At 63.8% G+C, this 16,194-nt stretch carries 8 protein-coding genes and 3 pseudogenes; 6 read left to right on the top strand and 5 right to left on the bottom strand.

Annotation, left to right across the window (positions count from 1 at the left end):
- Nucleotides 1–16: 16 nt before the first annotated feature.
- Both otsB and ACLP9N_RS00370 read right to left on the bottom strand, forming a co-directional pair.
- Nucleotides 17–3,670: a trehalose-phosphatase gene (otsB, locus tag ACLP9N_RS00375; RefSeq protein WP_442405540.1), complete on the bottom strand. Its 3,654-nt coding sequence runs from the start codon at nt 3,668–3,670 to the stop codon at nt 17–19.
- Nucleotides 3,667–4,080 (bottom strand): annotated as a pseudogene (locus ACLP9N_RS00370) (PfkB family carbohydrate kinase); the annotation flags it as partial. The gene otsB and the pseudogene ACLP9N_RS00370, both read right to left, overlap by 4 nt.
- A 616-nt stretch (nt 4,081–4,696) precedes the next feature.
- On the opposite strand from ACLP9N_RS00370, the pseudogene ppsA reads away from it, so the two are divergent.
- Together ppsA and ACLP9N_RS00360 are read left to right on the top strand one after the other, a co-directional pair.
- Nucleotides 4,697–6,971, top strand: a pseudogene (gene ppsA, locus ACLP9N_RS00365) (phosphoenolpyruvate synthase).
- Nucleotides 6,972–7,195: 224 nt separating this feature from the next.
- Nucleotides 7,196–7,684, top strand: coding sequence for a DUF6629 family protein (locus tag ACLP9N_RS00360; protein ID WP_442405547.1), 489 nt, complete (start codon nt 7,196–7,198; stop codon nt 7,682–7,684).
- Between the two features lie 82 nt (nt 7,685–7,766).
- Here ACLP9N_RS00360 and ACLP9N_RS00355 read toward each other — a convergent pair whose 3' ends face one another.
- Complete coding sequence (locus tag ACLP9N_RS00355; protein ID WP_442405539.1) at nt 7,767–9,635, bottom strand: pyruvate kinase; 1,869 nt, start codon at nt 9,633–9,635, stop codon at nt 7,767–7,769.
- Nucleotides 9,636–9,967: 332 nt separating this feature from the next.
- Nucleotides 9,968–10,162 (bottom strand): annotated as a pseudogene (locus ACLP9N_RS00350) (zinc-ribbon domain-containing protein); the annotation flags it as partial.
- A 389-nt stretch (nt 10,163–10,551) separates the two neighbouring features.
- On the opposite strand from ACLP9N_RS00350, the gene ACLP9N_RS00345 reads away from it, so the two are divergent.
- The 4 genes from ACLP9N_RS00345 to ACLP9N_RS00330 all read left to right on the top strand — a co-directional run bounded on the left by ACLP9N_RS00345 (nt 10,552) and on the right by ACLP9N_RS00330 (nt 15,505).
- Nucleotides 10,552–12,384 carry an APC family permease gene (locus ACLP9N_RS00345; RefSeq protein ID WP_442405538.1) on the top strand — a complete coding sequence of 611 codons (1,833 nt, stop codon included), beginning with the start codon at nt 10,552–10,554 and terminating at the stop codon, nt 12,382–12,384.
- A gap of 272 nt (nt 12,385–12,656) precedes the next feature.
- Nucleotides 12,657–13,151, top strand: coding sequence for an STAS domain-containing protein (locus ACLP9N_RS00340; RefSeq protein ID WP_442405537.1), 495 nt, complete (start codon nt 12,657–12,659; stop codon nt 13,149–13,151).
- The gene (locus ACLP9N_RS00335) at nt 13,139–14,257 is read left to right on the top strand and encodes a ferredoxin reductase (RefSeq protein ID WP_442405536.1); all 1,119 of its coding nucleotides are present in this window, start codon (nt 13,139–13,141) and stop codon (nt 14,255–14,257) included. The genes ACLP9N_RS00340 and ACLP9N_RS00335 overlap by 13 nt, the downstream gene beginning before the upstream one ends.
- Before the next feature lie 9 nt (nt 14,258–14,266).
- A complete protein-coding gene (locus tag ACLP9N_RS00330; RefSeq protein WP_442405535.1) occupies nt 14,267–15,505 on the top strand; it encodes a fatty acid desaturase family protein in 1,239 nt (412 codons plus the stop codon).
- 391 nt (nt 15,506–15,896) lie between these two features.
- On the opposite strand, the gene ACLP9N_RS00325 is transcribed toward ACLP9N_RS00330, so the two are convergent.
- On the bottom strand, nt 15,897–16,194 hold a 298-nt coding region (locus ACLP9N_RS00325), incomplete at its 5' end, for an MMPL family transporter (RefSeq protein WP_442405534.1).

Raw genomic sequence — 16,194 nt, 5'->3', positions numbered from 1 at the left:
ACTGCATCGGCAACGGTCAGCCGGGAAATCGGACAGTGGTGCCGGGCATCAGTTGAACGACTCGACCACGGCATTCCACTTCGACTCCGGCAGCATCGCGTGGATCCACACTGATGATCACGCCCTTTCCGCTGACCCGCAGGTGCAGGTGCAGACCGCGGTAGTGGATCGGGAATGCCAGCACGCCAAGTGTTTCCGGCCAGTGCGGGGAGAGGATGATGCGGTTGGACCGGGTCTCCATCCCGGTGAAGCATCGCTGCACGAGGTCGACGCTGCCGACCATGGCCGCCAGGTGAATGCCTTCGGACGTGGTGCCACCCTGGATGTCGGAGACGTCGGACTTCAGCGCCTGTTGGAAGAACTCCATTGCACGATCGCGGTTGGCCCGGGCAAGTACCCAGGTATGCACCACACCGCTGAGCGTCGACCCGTGCGACGTGCGGGCCAAATAGTAGTCAACCATTTCTGGGACCTTGTCAGGCATCAAGCGGTAGCCGAGCCGGTCGAGTAGCTCACCCAACTCCGTTACCGACATCAGGTAGAGCAGCATCAGCGCGTCGGCCTGCTTGGAAGCCTTGTACCGGTTGACGTCGTCGTTCTCCGCCTCGAGGATGCGGTCCAGGCGTTGGATGTTGCCGTACTGCCGCCGGTAACCGTCCCAGTCCAGTTCTTCCAATTCGCCATATCCCTCGAACTGGCTGATGACGCCGTCGTGGAACGGGACGTACATCCTTCGGCTCACCTCATCCCAGTGCGCCAGTTCCGCATTGTTCAGTCCGAGTGTCTCCAGTAGATCGAGTCGGTTCGGCAGCGGTAGGAGTTTCAGTGCGTCGAACGCCCGCATGATCACCCAGACCGCCATCACGTTGGTATACGCGTTGTTGTCGATACCGTCGTAAGGCGCGTCGGGGTAGCCCGAGTGGAATTCATCGGGCCCGATGACGCCTCGGATGCTGTAGCGATCGCGTTCTTGGTCGTAGGTGGCCCTACTCACCCAGAAGCGTGCGATCTCGGCCAGCATCTCCGCGCCATAGTCGATCAGGTAGGCGAGGTCCCCGGTGACCTGATAAAACTTCCAGGCGCTGTAGGCGACGGCGATGCCGATATGGTGCGCACGAGCGCTCGAGTCGGGGTTCCACCGGCCGCTGCGCGGATTGAGGTGCAGGCGTTGGCTTTCCTCGCGTCCATCGCTGCCGGATTGCCACGGGAACATCGCACCGGAGTAGCCCGCCGCCCTGGCGGCCTGACGTGCCTCGGGCAGGCGCCGGTAGCGGTATCCGAGCAGCGACCGGGTGACCATGGGCATTCGCAAGTTGAGTACCGGGAAGATGAACAGCTCGTCCCAGAAGATGTGCCCGCGATAGGCTTCACCGTGCAGTCCGCGCGCCGGCACCCCGACATCAAGGTCGTAACTGTTGGGTGAAACCGTCTGCAGCAGATGCAGGAGATGCAGTCGCAGGATGCGCAATTCGTCTGTCAAGTCTTCGAACTCGATGGACAGCCGCTCCCACAGATGTACCCAGTCATTCAGGTGCCCGTCGCGCAACTCGGCGAACCGGCCGAGTCGGCTCAGCAAGCGCTGGGCATCGACAGCGGGTTCGGACGTCGCCACATCGCGCCCGGTGAACAGGGTCACGATCTTCTCCACCGTCAACGCGTCACCGACTGACACTTCGACGGCGATCTCGTGACCGATTTCGGCCGCCTCGTCGACGAGGCGGTAGGTAGCCGGGACGGGAGTCCCGTCACGCCACACGATGCTTCGCGCCGCCATGGCAATGGGAACGCGCGATTGAGTCGTCTGAACTGTCAGCAGCACAGAGTGGTCAGAGATCTCCCGCTTTTCCACCAACCCGAGATGATCGTTGGCCAAGTCCCGGTATCGCTCGACCAGCGAGTTCGTGACGTTGCCGTCCAGCGTCGAGCGAACCTCGATTGTCCCGGACCAGTCCTCGGCGACGATCGTCGTTGCAAGGGCACCGACGTGGGGCATGTGCATCGCGACGAACCGTTGCTGTGTGAGCGAACTGGTGCGTCCGGCGTCGTCACAGAAGCGCACCTCCCTGGTCAGTACCGCGCCGCGAAGGTCGAGGGTCTGCCGGTAGGACAGCACCCTGACCGCGTCGATGTCGAACCAGCTGCCGCCGTCGACCCGGAAGGTCAGGGCAAGCCAGTTAGGAAGGTTGACCAAACTCTCGTTGTCGATAGTGGTACCCGATACGTCGTCGACGAGACGGTTGTAAACCCCGGCGGCATAGGTGCCCGGATAGTGCACCTGGTCGGCCTTCGATTCGGACGCGGCGCCGCGGGTGGCGAAGTAGCCATTTCCCAACGTACACAATGACTCACGAAGCTTCTCGGTCTGCGGGTCATACCCCTCAAAGGTGAAATCCCAAGCCTTGGCCGACGTCTGGTGTTTGTTCGCCAGCCAATTCGACCCGCGCTGGAGGAACTCCCGCACCTGATCGGGATTCTGCAGACTGAAACGGGCGGCCGTCTTGCGGTCGCCATCCTCGTCGTGCCGCACCACAATCCCGATCCCGTCGAATTGGACTGCGTCGAAAGCGTCTTCGTCGGTGAGGTCGTCGCCGATGTAGATGGGCAGCAGGGAACCCGTAGCGTCGATGCGATCACGAATCCAGGCGAGCGTGGTCCCTTTGTCCCAGTCGATGTCAGGACGCAGCTCGACGAGCATGCGCCCGTTCGTCACGCGTAGGCCTTCTTGCTGTCCGAGTTTGTGTGTGGCAGAAACGATCTCGCCGATGTGTTCCGGTGCGACCTCGCGGTAGTGAACCGCGACGGCGAAGCGCTTGTGTTCCACCCGTACTCCGGGAATCTCCGCGAGGCTCTCGCCTAACTCGGCTGCCGCACGCTCGAGGACACCGACGGCGGAGGCAGCCGCTTCGTTTCGGTGATAGGTGCCGTCCGGTCCCGTCAGCTCAAAGCCGTGGCTGCCCGCGTACCAGATACCCGGTATCGGTACCCGGGTGCGGATATCGGCGAGGTCGCGGCCGCTCAGTATGGCGACGGGGCATTGCGCCGCCAGGCTTTCCAGCGCCTTGGCCGCTCCGTCCACGAGGGTGGCGGCGCCGGGATCGTTAACGATGGGGGACAAGGTTCCGTCGTAGTCGAGAAAAATCACCGGTTCTCGGGCGCCCAGAACACCGATTACCTGGCCGTATGACAGCACCGCATCGGGGAGCTTCGACATTTGCCTGTCACCCGTGCGAACAGCGATGTAGTCGAGGCCCGCAACCACGACGTCGGCGCCGCAGCTCAGTAGTTTGTCGGCAGGCCCGGCGCGGTCGATACCGATGACGAGTGCGAAACCGCCGTCGTGGGCCGCCGCCACCCCGGCACCGGCGTCGTCGACGACGACGGACCGTTCCGCACGCACAGCGAGTCGGCGGGTGGCTTCGAAGAGGACCGCGGCAGGGACGCCATCGACACAGACACCGAAAAGGTCATCAATCCCAGCGGCTTTCAAGATCTGTTGACCGCCCGGGCGCAACGCGTATACCGCCGTGGCGACCCCAACGTCGAGTAACTTTTGCGCCAGCTTGATCGTCGACTCGACCGCCGCAACACCATCAATGTCGGTCAGCACAGCGTCGAGGTTGAAGATCACGGCGTCGTAGTAGCGCGGGTCGAGGGTGACCCGCCGCGTCATAGCGATGTCCTTGCTTGAGGGGACAACCATTGGTCTCCGGTTGCAGGCCGCGGTTTCCCGTCGTTGCGCCTCGGCGCGTCGATGTCTACGGGGTCGGCGACAATCTCGAAAAACCGCTGGACATCTTCACGGGTGCAGGGTGCAGTGCCGGGAGTGAGCAGCATGGCCGCACCGGCAGCGATGCCCAGCCGCACCGCCTTGTCGAGTTGCCAACCGCGGCTGAACCCCACCGTGATGCCGGCGACCATGGCGTCACCGGCGCCCACGCCGCTACCGGAAGGCATCGTTGCCGGCGAATAATGTTGACTTGCAGTTGGTGTGGCGACCAGGGCGCCCTTAGACCCGAGTGACACGCCGACAACCTGAGCGCAGCTGCGGTCGACGAATTCGTGTGCCGCGGCGAGCTGCTCTCCGAGCCCCGGATTCATCGTCTGGGTCACAATTGCGGTTCCCGACCTCGTCGGCGCCTTCACTGGCATGGTTTCCGCTCTCTCGGGGCTGTCGTGAGCGACACCTAAATTCGACCAGTTGACCGACGGCCGGCGGTAGGGACCGAAGTCCCGCGTCCGGGGGTCGTTCGTAGGCGCTGAACTCAGCGACCGGATGCCGGGCCTCGCGTAGCTTAACCTGTCAGATAACACACTTAGGCCAGCGGTTCGCGGGCAACAATGACGGGCACGCGGGCCAACAGCACCACTGCCGCGCTCTACATCGCGCACGATGAGCCGGCAAACAGGCACATCGGGGTAGCGCTCACCAGCATTTCGACCTCAATGGGGAGCGATTGAGGTGAGGTCGGCACTTTTGGACCGCTGGGATGACCAAATTCCCTGGCCACACGGTCCCCCAACTCCGGCACGTGATGACATCCGGCAGATAGATCGGTGACTTAGGGCCCTCCGGCCCGACGAGTCAGTGATGGAAGCTAGCGAAGTGGCCAACACCGAAGCGCGTCCGTCGGCGAAATGTGGTGAACCCGTCAATCGACCTCAGTCACCGGTCGCGGGCGTCCTCGAGGAGAGCCAAATGCGAACAGACGATTACGTCCGCGACATCTCGACTTTGCGGATCGAAAACGCTGAAGACGCCGGCGGCAAGGGCGCGAATCTGGGTGAGCTGGTCGCGGCTGAGCTTCCGGTGCCGCCCGGCTTCGTGCTGCTGCGGGCTTGCTACCAGGACTCGATGCGAGCGGGCGGAGTGAGTGAGGAACTCGCCGCCGCCCACCGCAAGGCCTTGGAGAAAGTCGGCGACAGTTCTGAACTTGGTGAGCTGTGCGATCGAATGCAGTCCTTGGCATTCAAGGCCGGCATCACCGATGACGTCCGTGATCGGATGTTGGCCGCCTACCGACGACTCGGGCCCGCAGCGGTTGTGGCAGTCCGCTCGTCGGCGACGGGCGAGGATGGCCGCGACGCGTCGTTCGCCGGGATGAACGCGACCATCACCAACGTCACCGGCGACGACGGCCTGATCAATGCGGTGCAGCGCTGCTGGGCGTCGCTGTTCAGCCCCCGGGTTATCACGTATCGGGCCAGCCGGGGCTTCGCGGCTGATCCCGCGATGGCCGTCGTTGTGCAACTAATGATTCCTGCCGAGCAGGCGGGCGTGGCCTTCACCGCGGACCCGAGCACCGGCGCGCTGGATCGCGTCGTCATCGAAGCCGCGTTCGGACAAGGTGAGGTCGTCGTGTCGGGCAGCGTGGAACCCGACACCTACGTCGTCGCCAAGGACAACCTGAACGTGCTCGACGCCCGCATCGGCCGCAAAGACATTCAAGATCGTCCGCGGCCCCGACGGCCATGATCGGACAGTCGAGTTAGACCAAGACGCCGCCGAATCACGCGTTCTCGACGACTCCGCATTGCGACGGATCGCCAGCCTGGCGATCGCAACGGAACGGCACAACGGCGGCCCGCAAGACGTGGAGTGGGCAATCTCGGCCGGCAAGACGTGGCTGGTGCAAGCCAGGCCGATCACGACGCACGGCAGCGTCGCCACCGCTGATACCGATCAGACCACCGTGTTGGCGCGCGGGTTACCCGCCGCGCCCGGCGTCGCGTCCGGAGTGGTGCGGGTACTGCTCACACCGGACTTGGGTGACCGTTTAGTCGACGGTGAGATATTGGTGGCGCCGATGACCAATCCCGACTGGCTACCCACCATCCGGCGGGCGGCGGCGATCGTCACCGACTCCGGCGGCATGACGTGTCACGCCGCGATCGTGGCCCGCGAAGTAGGGGTGCCCTGCATTGTCGGCGCTCGGACCGCGACCACCGATCTTCGGGACGGCACCATGGTCACGGTTGACGGCACCCACGGGAAGGTTCACGTGGATCGCCCGGACGCTACGGAGCAGACGTCGGCAATTGACCGACCGGCGGCGGCCACCGGCGCCGCCGAAGTCACCGGAACCAAGATATATGTCAATCTCGCGATGCCGGATTCCGCGGAACGCGTTGCGGCACAGGATGTCGATGGGGTCGGCCTGTTGCGTGCCGAGTTCATGCTGACCGAAGCACTAGGCGGACGGCACCCCCGTGACCTCATGGCGCACGGTGAGCAGAGACAGCTGGTCGACGCGATGGTGGCATCGGTCGGTCGCATCGCCGCCGCATTCACGCCACGACCGGTGGTCTATCGCGCAACAGACTTCCGTAGCAACGAGTTCCGCGGTTTGCGCGGTGGTGAGACCTACGAGCCCGTCGAGCACAACCCGATGATCGGCTACCGCGGCTGCTACCGCTACGTCCGGGACCCTGATCTGTTCCGGCTTGAACTGGAAGCACTCGCACGGGTGCGCGAGCAGAATCCGAACGTGCACTTGATGATTCCGTTCGTTCGCACCGGGTGGGAGCTTGCGGAATGCCTGTCGTTGGTCGACGCGAGCCCGCTGGGCCGTCAACGCGGACTGCACCGCTGGGTGATGGCCGAGGTCCCGTCGGTGGTGCATTGGCTGCCTGAGTACGTCGGGATGGGTATCGACGGGGTGTCTATCGGCAGCAACGATCTCACGCAGCTGATGCTCGGGGTCGACCGCGATTCCGACGTGTGCGCGGAATTGTTCGACGAGTCCGATCCCGCTGTGCTCGATGCCATCGCCCAGATCATCGAAAAGGCGAACCTCCTCGGGATTACCTCCTCACTGTGCGGCCAGGCGCCGTCGACCAACCCAGCCTTCGCCGAACATCTTGTCCGGCAGGGCATCACGTCGGTGTCGGTTAATCCCGATGCGGTTGACGCGGCGCGACACGCCGTCGGCGCAGCCGAACGACGGCTATTGCTGGAAGCAGCGCGGCGATGATGGTCGGGCTAGGAGCGAGCCCGGCGGTTCGGTTAGTGCCGGGGCGGGATGTGTTCGTCTTGGTTCTCGAGGGACAAACTGTGCAGCAGTCCAAATAGTGTGTTTCTCACTGACGTCTGACCTGGTGGCTGGTGTCGCGCTGCTACCCATCGCTGTGTTGTCGCTACGTGAGGTGAAACATCGGCGCGAGTTGCGACATCTCCGCCGGGGCGGCCCACTTGGCGGTGTTCGCCTACCTCTTCATCGCGCTACCGTTGCTGCCGACGCTCTTGCCGCTCTCGGTGTTGCTGCTCGAACCGCAGGGGGCCCGGCTGCGGGTGACGCCCTTTGTGGTGCTGGGCGGCATCGTCTCGACGTACCTCGCGCTCGTAGTTTTCACCGATCCGATCGGGGTGACCCCGCACCCGCACTGTCTGACCTACCAGACGGGTGTTCAGTACGAAATCGTGTGGGCGGTGCTCTACATCGTGGCCGTCATCGGCCCGGCACTGATGTCGGGTTACCCCTCCATCGTGACTTTCGGGGTGCTCAACCTGGTGGGCCTCGTCGTGGTCGCAGTGCTGTACTACCAGGCGTTCACGTCACTGTGGTGCATCTACGCCGCGGTGATGTCGGTGCTTGTGCTCGTGCACATGGTGCTCCGTCGGCGGCTACCCGACCCGCATCGCTACCACGGTGTAGCGCTGCTTCCACCGGCGCCCACGCATGCCTGACGACATCGACTGAGCTCTAGCACTGAGCAGTCGGCGTCAAAGAACCACAGAGCGTTTCGCGGGTGGGCACTACAGACGTTCTTTACGGCTGGTCGTGGTGCGAGCCGGGGTGCCAGGAGTGCAGGGATCCCAGCAGTGCGTTCTTCTTGTAGTGGTGGTCCGTCATGCGCCGAAGGATGCTGTCAAGGACGACGACGGCGTCGTTGATATGCGGCCCTTTGTTGAGCATTGCGCATTCGGCCCGTTCGCTCATTGCCGCATCGCTGATCTCTGCGCGCGAGGGATTCCCTGTCTTGGTGAGCTGTTCGAGTATTTGGGTGGCCCAGATCACGGGCAGGTGCGCCGACTCGCACAGCCACAGAATCTCTTCCTGCAACTCGGCCAGGCGTTCGTATCCGCACTCGACGGCAAGGTCCCCCCGCGCGATCATCACACCGACGCGCGGATGCCGCATCGCCGTAAGCAGCAGTTGCGGAAGGTGTTCGAATGCTTGCCGGGTCTCAATTTTCAGCACGATTCCCAATGAGTCACCGCCGCGGCGGCTCAACTCGTCGAGCAACTGTTCGACATCGGAAGGGTCTCGCACGAACGACATCTCGACGAGATCGGCCAGCTCGACCACCGTTGACAGATCAGACAGGTCCTTTTCGGTCAGGGCGGAGATCGGGAGGTTGGCGTCGGGCACATTGACTCCCTTGCCGGCACGGAGGCGGGACCCCGCGTCTGCTGCGTGGTCGATCCGCAACCTCAGCACGCCAGAACCTACGCTGACTATCTCGCCTCCGATCCGGCCGTCATCGAGGTGGACCTTCTCCCCAATGTGTGCATGATCGAAGATCTCGGGCAGCGTGCAACCAATGCGCGGGATACCCTCGGCGGCTAGCGGTGCCGGCGAACAATCTTTGGTCAGCTCGAGGATGTCTCCGCGATGCAGGACAAGGCTCTGTTCGGTTTGCGGAAGTTCTCCGAGGTGTGTCGAATCCTTGACGCCGTGGACGTGCAGCACCGTCCCGGTGGCGAGGTAGGTGGTCTTGTCGGCAGTCACGACGAATCCGCCGGGGACGCCTGATTTCTGGCCAACGGCTTTCAGCACCAGTCTGCGCTTCGCGCCGCGAGTGTCGTGCAGAAGCAGGACGTCGTCGTCGTGGCGGCGGCTGAGCCATTGCCCGGACACCGGTAGCGACGCCAGGCCGGCTTCGGGCGGGTCAATCGGGTCTTCCGCCGCAGTCAGCCATGCCCGCGCCGGAGCGGTTTCCTGCCCAAGCGCGTTCCTGGATGGCCGGAGTTTCACGACGCGCGGCCCGGGTTCAAGCGGTCCAGTCCGCAGCTTTGGTCCCGCAAGATCCATCGCGACCAAGCAGGTTCGGCCGGTCGCTTCGGCCGCTTGCTTGAGATGCTGTGCCATGGAGCGCCAAGCCTCGGCATCGTCGTGCGCACAGTTGATGCGTGCGATGTTCACGCCGCGTTCCACCAACTCGCGAACCAAGACGGGGTCGGTTGCGGCCGAGGAGGGCAGTGTGACCATGATGCGGGTCACGCGATCGACCGGCTCCGGGCCCAGCAGCTGCTGCGTTCGGTAGCGGAGCAATTCGGGGCCGTCCTCGACGCTGGCGGCGGTTAGCGCAGGCTGTTGCCAGGTGTCACCGAGCATGGCACAGATCGCCGACCTCACCAAGAGCAGGGTGGCCTCGACGTGGGGCTCGCTTCGGCCCAATGAGGACAGCCCGTAGGCAGCGAGGCGGGCCTGCAGGTCGCGCAGATCACATTGCCGAATTGCCCAGTAGTGCAACATATTTCGGGCACTGGATCGATTCTGGGTCGCCACACCGGTGAGCCACCAGGACCACAGTGACTCAGCTGTGGCCAATCGCGCCAGGAGGTCGTCTACGTCTTCGCGCAACTTGCTCAACCGCCGGCTCGTGCGTTCAACGTCGATCTCCGTATTGAGCACTGGCGCTCCAATGTATTCGATTGCTCCGACGTCCGCCGACGCCCGACGAGATGGCGGCGCCCGGTGGTGGTGCGTGTGGTGACCTCGGCCAGTGGAGGCTGCGCCGACCCACCTGGCGTCTGTCCCTTGTCGGCCCCGACGTTACGGAGATCTCGACACCGGGCCCTAGAGGCAATGGTCCCCGATCCCCGAAAACATTGGATGAACGGCAGCGGTCAACAGAACGCTTCTTACCCCTCCCGCCGACTTTTCTGACCGGCTCACTAGGCCTCGGTGGAGCTGCGCTGGCTGCCGTCAACGTGACGTAGGCGTCGAGGAAGCGTCGGCGTTGGCGCCACATGGAGATTGGCACACAATTGATACTGGCGCCAATCGACCACGCCGCCGCGCTCGCAGTCTTCGCCCGAAGTGATCATCAGCAACGCAGTGTCGTCCGGGGAGAACCCCAGCGCGCTGCCGCAGGATAGACAAATCGAGTTCTCGAACGCCAGATGCTGCCCGCAGTTGGGACAGAGGAAATCACGCATGAGGCCCCCTTTCGAGTGGCGCCAGGTCCGCTGCCCGACCTCGATCACGCAACGCTGTGAGCCGGGGGCGCATGGGTCGGCATCGATTGTTCTCCTGCTGGTTGGGCTTTGGGCAAGGACGGATACATGTGCTCCACTGTTCTGAATTTGCACTGAGGCTGATGTCGAATCACCGACGCTGAACACCGGGGATCGCGGCGACCGCGGTCACGGTCAGGGAGGACGCCTCGGCTACAGGGAGCCATCTCACTTATCCATCCCAAGGGTGTCCCCCTACCAGCGGCCCAACGTCGACGGGCGTACGTTGGCCCCACCGACGGGTGGTCGCAAGATGAACGCTTCCGACGTGGCGGTCGCGTGTCGCAGCGTCGGGGTGTTCAATCGGCACAATGGTAGTCACCAAGCGGGAACGGCCGGCCGATCAGATTGCTGATCGCCGGGTGCGGCGACACCTGCGCGGCGATCTGCATCGGTTGACGGCCATCGGCGGTCTTGCCGCGTTGTCGTTGGACGCATTGTCCAGCGTTGCCTACGGTCCCGAAGCGATCGTGCTGGTTTTGGTCGCCGCGGGTGCGGCCTCAGTGCGGTTGACCCTACCGATCGCGATAGCAATCACGGTGTTGCTGCTGGTGTTGGTGGTCTCGTACCGGCAGGTGATTGCGGTCCACCCGAACGGCGGCGGAGCCTACGCAGTGGCCAAAAAGGACCTCGGCCGAACGGTGAGCCTGTTGGCTGCGGCAAGCCTGGTCGTCGACTACGTGCTGACCGTTGCGGTCAGTCTGGCGGCTGGGGCAGCCAGTCTGGGCAGCGTCTTTCCCGTGATGGCCCATCAATTACTGGCGGTGACGCTGGCCGGGCTTGCCCTGATCACCGCCATCAACCTGATCGGAATCGCCGAGTCGGCCAAGGTGCTGATGGGACCGGCGCTGGTGTTCGTCGTCAGTGTCTTCGCCATCATGATCGTCGGGTTCATCCGTCCGCATCCGGTAGCCGTTATCGGCGCGGATCTGGGCCCCATCCGTGCGACCGAGGCACTGAGAGCGGTGTTGATTCTCAAGGCGTTTTCGGCGGGATGTTCCTCGCTGACCGGCGTCGAGGCAATCGCCAACTCGGTGCCCCAATTCCGGACGCCCATCGTCAAGCGGGCCCAACACACCGAGGTCGCGTTGGGAGTGTTGTTGGCAGCCATGCTTCTTGGCCTGGCCGCGCTGATTCGGAAGCATCAAGTGACACCGCGCGGCGACGTCACTGTACTCGCGCAGCTCTCGGCGGGAGCATTTGGAACCGGGTGGCCGTTCTATGTGACCAACCTGTCGGTAACCCTGGTGTTGGCTCTCGCGGCGAACACCAGCTTTGGCGGTCTGCCGGTGCTGATGCAGTTGCTGGCCAAGGACCACCGGCTGCCGCACCTGTTCACGCTTCGCGCCGAACGCCCCGTGTTCCGGTACGGCGTTGCTACTTTGGGCGTGCTGGCCGCCGCGGTGCTACTTGTCGTCGGTGCCGAAACCCACAGGTTGTTGCCCGTGTTCGCGATCGGCGTCTTTATCGGGTTCACGATCAGCCAAACCGGACTGGTCCGGCACTGGCTGCAACAACGCGGCCGCGGCTGGGTGGGCAAGGCCGCACTCAACGGGACCGGGGCGGTGCTCACCGCCGTGGCGGGAGTGGTGCTCTTCGCCAGCAAATTCACCGAGGGGGCCTGGCTGCTGTTGCTGATCGTGCCCGGGCTGATGCTGCTCTTCGATCGGATCGAACGCTACTACTATCACGTCGCCGAACAGTTGGGGCTGGGCCAGCTGCCGCTCAAACCCATTCCGAGGCCCGCCGGCGAAGCGATGGTCATCGTGCCGGTCGTCACGATCAGCAACGTCGCCGGGCGCGCGTTGCAGGCCGCGATGCGGCTTGGCAACGAAGTGGTCCCAGTGGCCGTCGACACCGACCCCGACGCCACCCGCCGGCTCTGCGAGGTCTGGAAACAATGGGACCCCGGGGTTGACCTACGGGTCCTGCCCAGCCCGCACCGCACCCTGGTGGCACCCGCCGTCGGTTTCGTCCGAACCCAAGTCGAGAAAGGACGCTTCGTCATCGTCTTGCTCGCCTACATCGAACCGCGGCGCCGACGCTACCGAATCCTGCACAACCAACGCGGCCCGCTGCTGGCCACAACAGTTCGCGCACGCACCGACGCCATCGTCGCCACGCTTCCGATTCGCTTGGACTGAGCGCCTTCCCACAGGTCTTGACGATTGCTCCCGCGGAGTGGATCGTCAGCCAAGTTGGGACCCTCAACCAGTCCGGTATGGGGTCAGCCGTCCGCCGCTGTCCTCGCAGAGCAGTAGCTCGCGCCGAACACACCGGTGACAACCGCATGTCGGGGATCACCATGGATGCTCCGCCCGCCCCCTCAGTATTGCCGGAGGGCGGCTTTCTTTCCCAGCCGTGGCAGGGTCACACCGCACGGTTAGCCAGTCGTCGGCTCAGGTCATCGGTAGCTGTGATCAGCGCCCACGGCGGCATCGACGCATCCAACGCTGACACTCTGACCGAGTACACGCTGGGGCATCTCCTGCGTTGCCGCGGGCTGATCCTTGATCTGCGCGACCTGGATTTCTTTGGAACCGAGGGTTTCTCGGCGCTGCACAGGGTCTCCGTCTGCTGCGCGCGCGCCGGCATCGGCTGGGCAGCGGTATCCGGTGACGCAGTCTCCCGGCTGCTGCGGATCTGCGATCCACAGGCCTTGCTGCCCGTCGCCAGCACCCTCGAGGCAGCGATCGCCACCATCCAAGACCAGCCTCACCGTCCACCACAGCCCATCGCGAGCCGCAGGAACCCCGGACAATCCTCGAGATGCCAACGCACGGTGTGCTTGGTCTGCGGCGGCACAGAACAGGTCCGGCACGAACAGCGGACCTTGACAGAAGCGACCGCCAAGCTCGATGGTCCTGCCTTGACGGTGGTTGACGCTGGGGTTCGAGGATGCGAAATCTGAGGTTGTGGAGTGCGGCGCCGGTAAGGAATCTCGTGACGGCGTCGACCCCGACGGTTAATGTGTTGCGAGGGTTGGTGGCTCGCGCGACGACGCCGTTGCTGCCCGATGACTACCTTAAACTGCTAAATCCGCTGTGGTCTGCGCGGGAACTGCGTGGCCTCGTCGTCGATGTTCGCAAGGAAACCGAAGACTCGGCCACGGTCACGATCAAACCCGGATGGGGCTTTTCCGGCGACTACCAGCCCGGCCAGTACCTCGGCATCGGAGTGCGTGTTGGTGGGCGCTGGCATTGGCGGTCTTACTCGCTGACGTCGATCCCACGGCGCGACAAGAAGTTGATCTCGATCACCGTCAAGGCCACGCCCGAGGGCTTCTTGTCATCACATCTGGTCAACGGTGTCGAGCCTGGCACGGTTGTTCGGCTCGCGGCCCCGAGGGGCGATTTCGCTCTACCTAATCCGGCACCGGCCAAGTTGCTGTTCGTGACCGCGGGCAGCGGCATCACCCCCGTGATCGCGATGTTGCGCTCGCTGCGGCAGCGTGGCGAGAGTCCCGACATCATGCATGTCCACTCGGCGCACGCCGCCGGCGACGAGATATTCCACGACGAGTTAGGTGCGCTGGAGCGCACCCAGCCCGGCTACCGGCTGCACCTGCAGCTAACAGCGGACATGGGCAAGGTCGACTTCGCCGCGCTCGCCGGCCTCGTCCCGGACTGGAAAGACCGCTCCACGTGGGCGTGCGGTCCGCCCGCCATGCTCGACACGGTCGAAAAGGTCTGGACGGAAGCGGGTATGCGGGACAAGCTGCACACGGAGCGGTTCGCCATTGCCCGCACCGACAAAGGCGGCGAGGGCGGCACCGTCACCTTCAAGATCTCAGACAAGAGCATCAAACTCGACGGTGCGACAACGCTGATGGAAGGCGGCGAGAACCTCGGCATCCAGATGCCGTTCGGATGCCGAATGGGCATCTGCCAATCCTGTGTATTGCCGCTGGAATCAGGCTACGTGCGCGATCTCAGGTCCGGGACCGAACACCGCGCGGGCGATCGAATCCAGACGTGCATCTCTGCGGCATCCGGCGACTGCACCATCGACATTTAGGAGCGCCGCATGGCGATCACCGACATCAAGGCGTATGCGCACCTCACCGAGGCGGACATCGAGGAATTTGGCCGCGAACTGGACGCGATCCGAACCGATATCGAGGAGTCCAGGGGCGAGCGGGATGCCCGGTACGTGCGCAGGACCATCCAGCTGCAGCGCGGCTTGGTGGTCGGTGGCCGAATTGCCTTGCTGGCGAGCAGGAACAAGGTCGCCTGGGTCGCCGGGACCGCCCTGCTTGGCATCGCGAAGATCATCGAGAACCTGGAACTCGGGCACAACATCATGCACGGCCAATGGGATTGGCTGAACGACCCGGAGATCCATTCCACCGAATGGGAGTGGGACACCACCTCTCCGAGCGTGCAATGGAAGCACTCGCACAACTTTGTGCACCACAAATACACGAACATCGTCGGGATCGACGACGACGTCGGCTACGGCCTCCTGCGCGTCACCCGAGACCAGCGCTGGAAACCGGAGTATCTCGGCAACCCCGTCTTCAACCTGCTGCTCGGAACGCTTTTCGAGTGGGGTGTGGCGCTGCACGGGGTTGAATTAACGAAGGTCCGCAAAGGTGAGAAATCCATGGACGAGGTCCGTAAGGACTTGCGCGTGATCGGCAAGAAGGTCGCCAAGCAGGTCGGCAAGGACTACATCATTTTCCCTGCCCTGTCGGGCCCCGGGTGGAAACACACCCTGGCCGCGAACGCGACAGCGAACCTCATCCGCAACTACTGGGCGTATCTGGTGATCTTCTGCGGGCACTTCCCCGACGGCGCCGAGAAATTCACCCGCGAAGAATACGAAACGGAGACCCAACCAAAGTGGTACTTGCGGCAGATGCTCGGTTCGGCGAATTTCACAGCCGGCCCCCTGATGGCCTTCATGAGCGGCAACCTCTGCTACCAGATCGAGCACCACCTGTTCCCCGACCTGCCAAGCAACCGGTACGCCGAAATATCTGAGCGCGTCAAGGCTCTATGCGACAAGTACGACCTGCCGTACACGACCGGATCCTTAATGCACCAGTACATGCAGACGTTCTGGACAATCCTCAAGCTCTCGGTCCCGAACAAGTTCCTCCAAGGAACCTCCGACGACGCGCCCGAAACCCACTCGGAGCTGAAATTCCGAATCCGTGAGGGCGTTCGCGAGAGCTTCGGTGTCGACCCCGACACCGGCAGACGTCGCGGCCTGCGGACCGCGTTGCGCGAGCTTCAGACCAGTGACGTCGTGACGGCCTGAGCAGTTGCGCGTGGCGTCGGTCAGAGTTCGAGTCCGTAGTCTGGCTTGCGTCATGTCCTGGTCTACTGACCGCCAAGTTTGCTGACACGACGGACGCGCGGCACCCCAATGAGGGAACACCCTGAGCATCATTGTGATCGAACGTGAAGCTCCTCGGCTCCAGACCTCGCCCAGGCAATTGTGCGCAGCGAACCGCTCCTCGTAGTTCCCCGGAGGGATACCGCACGATTCGGATAAGTGCTCTGCTGGGATCACGCCCAGCAGTCCGCCCACCGCAGCGACTGGGGCAAGGTGTTATCGGTCCTGCTGGTCAGCGCTTGCCGCCCGGGAATCCGGCTTGCCCACACCGTGGGGCGCCATCGCGGATCGGCATGGTTTACGCCTAATCGGGCTAATCGATGTCGCTCACCGACGGTGTAGTGGGCTTCGGGTGTTGGTCCGGCGCGTGCGTCGGCTCCGATGTCCGGTCGAGCTGATCGTCGCTGAGTCCGAAGCGTTCGTGCAGCCAGACCAGAGGCTCGGGGGCCCACCAGTTCCACGTGCCCAGCAGATGAATGAATGCCGGCACCAAGACCATCCGCACCAGCGTGGCGTCGACCAACACGGCCAGCGTCAGGCCCAGGCCGAACATCCGCATGAACGACACATGCGCGGCTGTCAGCGCCGCGAACGAGATCGACATCACCAGC

The sequence above is a fragment of the Mycobacterium sp. genome (assembly GCF_052144515.1).
GTDB lineage: Bacteria > Actinomycetota > Actinomycetes > Mycobacteriales > Mycobacteriaceae > Mycobacterium.
Note: the sequence above shows the minus strand (reverse complement) of the source record. Positions and strands in the feature narration are given on the sequence as shown.